The 3,232-nt window shown below is 49.5% G+C and carries 2 rRNA genes; both read left to right on the top strand.

Features of this window, described 5'->3' with window-relative positions:
• The first annotated feature begins 66 nt into the window (after positions 1-66).
• Positions 67-2,965 (top strand): 23S ribosomal RNA (locus BQ5209_RS10420).
• Positions 2,966-3,107: 142 nt separating this feature from the next.
• Positions 3,108-3,223 (top strand): 5S ribosomal RNA (gene rrf / locus BQ5209_RS10415).
• Positions 3,224-3,232: the final 9 nt, after the last annotated feature.

Here is a 3,232-nt window from a genome sequence, read left to right as displayed (position 1 = left end):
ATAAAGGTTGAGACATAAAGAAAGAGAAGAAAGCGTAATTAAAACCAAGACAACTGTGAGTTGTAAGGTTAAGAAATTAAGCGTACACGGTGGATGCCTAGGCAATCAGAGGCGAAGAAGGACGTGTTAATCTGCGAAAAGCGACGGTGAGCTGATAAAAAGCGCTACAGCCGTCGATGTCCGAATGGGGAAACCCAGTGTAGGTGACTACACTATCATATAATGAATACATAGTTATATGAGGCGAACCGGGAGAACTGAAACATCTAAGTACCCCGAGGAAAAGAAATCAACCGAGATTCCCTAAGTAGCGGCGAGCGAAAGGGGAGGAGCCCAAGCGGGTAGCATATAGTATTAGTGGAAGCGTCTGGAAAGTCGCACGATAGAGGGTGAAAGTCCCGTACACGAAGGTGCGATATGTGGAAGCTTATAGAGTAGGGCGGGACACGTGATATCCTGTCTGAAGATGGGGGGACCATCCTCCAAGGCTAAATACTCCTGATTGACCGATAGTGAACCAGTACCGTGAGGGAAAGGCGAAAAGAACCCCGGGAGGGGAGTGAAATAGACCCTGAAACCGTGTACGTACAATCAGTGGGAGCTGCTGCCGTTGGGTAGTGGTGACTGCGTACCTTTTGTATAATGGGTCAGCGACTTATATTCTGTAGCGAGGTTAACCGAATAGGGGAGCCGAAGGGAAACCGAGTATTAACTGTGCGTTAAGTTGCAGGGTATAGACCCGAAACCCGGTGATCTAGCCATGGGCAGGTTGAAGGTTGGTTAACACTAACTGGAGGACCGAACCGACTAATGTTGAAAAATTAGCGGATGACCTGTGGCTGGGGGTGAAAGGCCAATCAAACCGGGAGATAGCTGGTTCTCCCCGAAAGCTATTTAGGTAGCGCCTCATGAGTAACTGTTGGGGGTAGAGCACTGTTTCGGCTAGGGGGCCATCCCGGCTTACCAACCCGATGCAAACTCCGAATACTGACAAGTTTAATCATGGGAGACACACGGCGGGTGCTAACGTTCGTCGTGAAGAGGGAAACAACCCAGACCGCCAGCTAAGGTCCCAAAGTCATAGTTAAGTGGGAAACGAAGTGGGAAGGCTTAGACAGCTAGGATGTTGGCTTAGAAGCAGCCATCATTTAAAGAAAGCGTAATAGCTCACTAGTCGAGTCGGCCTGCGCGGAAGATGTAACGGGGCTAAAACTATGCACCGAAGCTGCGGCAGTGCACATAAGTGTATTGGGTAGGGGAGCGTTCTGTAAGCCGTAGAAGGTGTGTTGTGAGGCATGCTGGAGGTATCAGAAGTGCGAATGCTGACATAAGTAACGATAAAGCGGGTGAAAAGCCCGCTCGCCGGAAGACCAAGGGTTCCTGTCCAACGTTAATCGGGGCAGGGTGAGTCGACCCCTAAGGAGAGGCCGAAGGGCGTATCTGATGGGAAACGGGTTAATATTCCCGTACTGGCTATAACTGCGATGGGGGGACGAAGAAGGCTAGGTTTACCACCTATTGGATGGTGGGTTAAGCATGTAGGCGTGTGATTAGGCAAATCCGGTCACTGAGACGCTGAGGTGTGATGACGAGCTGCTAAGGCAGTGAAGTAATTGATGCCCTGCTTCCAGGAAAATCCTCTAAGCTTCAGGTTATAGTTAATCGTACCCGAAACCGACACAGGTGGTCAGGTAGAGAATACTCAGGCGCTTGAGAGAACTCGGGTGAAGGAACTAGGCAAAATGGTGCCGTAACTTCGGGAGAAGGCACGCTGATGGTAATTGAAATCCCGTGCGGATGTAGGTGAAATCAGTCGAAGATACCAGCTGGCTGCAACTGTTTAATAAAAACACAGCACTGTGCAAACACGAAAGTGGACGTATACGGTGTGACGCCTGCCCGGTGCTGGAAGGTTAATTGATGGGGTTATGCGTAAGCAGAAGCTCTTGATCGAAGCCCCAGTAAACGGCGGCCGTAACTATAACGGTCCTAAGGTAGCGAAATTCCTTGTCGGGTAAGTTCCGACCTGCACGAATGGCGTAATGATGGCCAGGCTGTCTCCACCCGAGACTCAGTGAAATTGAAATTGCCGTGAAGATGCGGTGTACCCGTGGCAAGACGGAAAGACCCCGTGAACCTTTACTATAGCTTGACAGTGAACATTGAGCCTTAATGTGTAGGATAGGTGGGAGGCAAAGAAGCATGCACGCCAGTGTGTGTGGAGTCGACCTTGAAATACCACCCTTTAATGTTTGATGTTCTAACCTATACTTCTGAATCGAGGTAAGGGACACTGTCTGGTGGGTAGTTTGACTGGGGCGGTCTCCTCCCAAAGAGTAACGGAGGAGCACGAAGGTTAGCTAATCCTGGTCGGACATCAGGAGGTTAGTGCAATGGCAAAAGCTAGCTTGACTGCGAGAGTGACGGCTCGAGCAGGTACGAAAGTAGGTCATAGTGATCCGGTGGTTCTGAATGGAAGGGCCATCGCTCAACGGATAAAAGGTACTCCGGGGATAACAGGCTGATACCGCCCAAGAGTTCATATCGACGGCGGTGTTTGGCACCTCGATGTCGGCTCATCACATCCTGGGGCTGAAGTAGGTCCCAAGGGTACGGCTGTTCGCCGTTTAAAGTGGTACGCGAGCTGGGTTTAGAACGTCGTGAGACAGTTCGGTCCCTATCTGCCATGGGCGTAGGAAAATTGAGAGGGTTTGCTTCTAGTACGAGAGGACCGAAGTGAACGCACCGCTGGTGTTCGGGTTGTGATGCCAATTGCATTGCCCGGTAGCTACGTGCGGAATAGATAAGTGCTGAAAGCATCTAAGTACGAAACTAGCCTCGAGATGAGTTTTCCCTGAAGAGATTCAGTAAGGTCCGTTTGAGACTAAGACGTAGATAGGTCAGGTGTGTAAGTGTAGTGATACATTGAGCTAACTGATACTAATGAACCGAGAGTCTTAACCTTACAACTCGGAGTTGTTTTGGGATTATGCGAGAGATAGTATAAAAGTTGATATAACAGTTTGTTCCGGATTGATGAATTGAAGATGAAGCGTTATAATAAGATTAATGCTTTATTGAGATAGAAGAAGAGAAGACAGGATATGTCTGGCGGTAATAGCGCGGTGGTCCCACCTGACCCCATGCCGAACTCAGAAGTGAAACGCCGTAGTGCCGATGGTAGTGTGGGTATTACCCATGTGAGAGTAGGGTGCCGCCAGACTTTTAAATT

Origin of the sequence: Gilliamella mensalis (assembly GCF_900103085.1) — a bacterium.
Classification (GTDB): Bacteria; Pseudomonadota; Gammaproteobacteria; order Enterobacterales; family Orbaceae; genus Gilliamella; species Gilliamella mensalis.
Note: the sequence above shows the minus strand (reverse complement) of the source record. Positions and strands in the feature narration are given on the sequence as shown.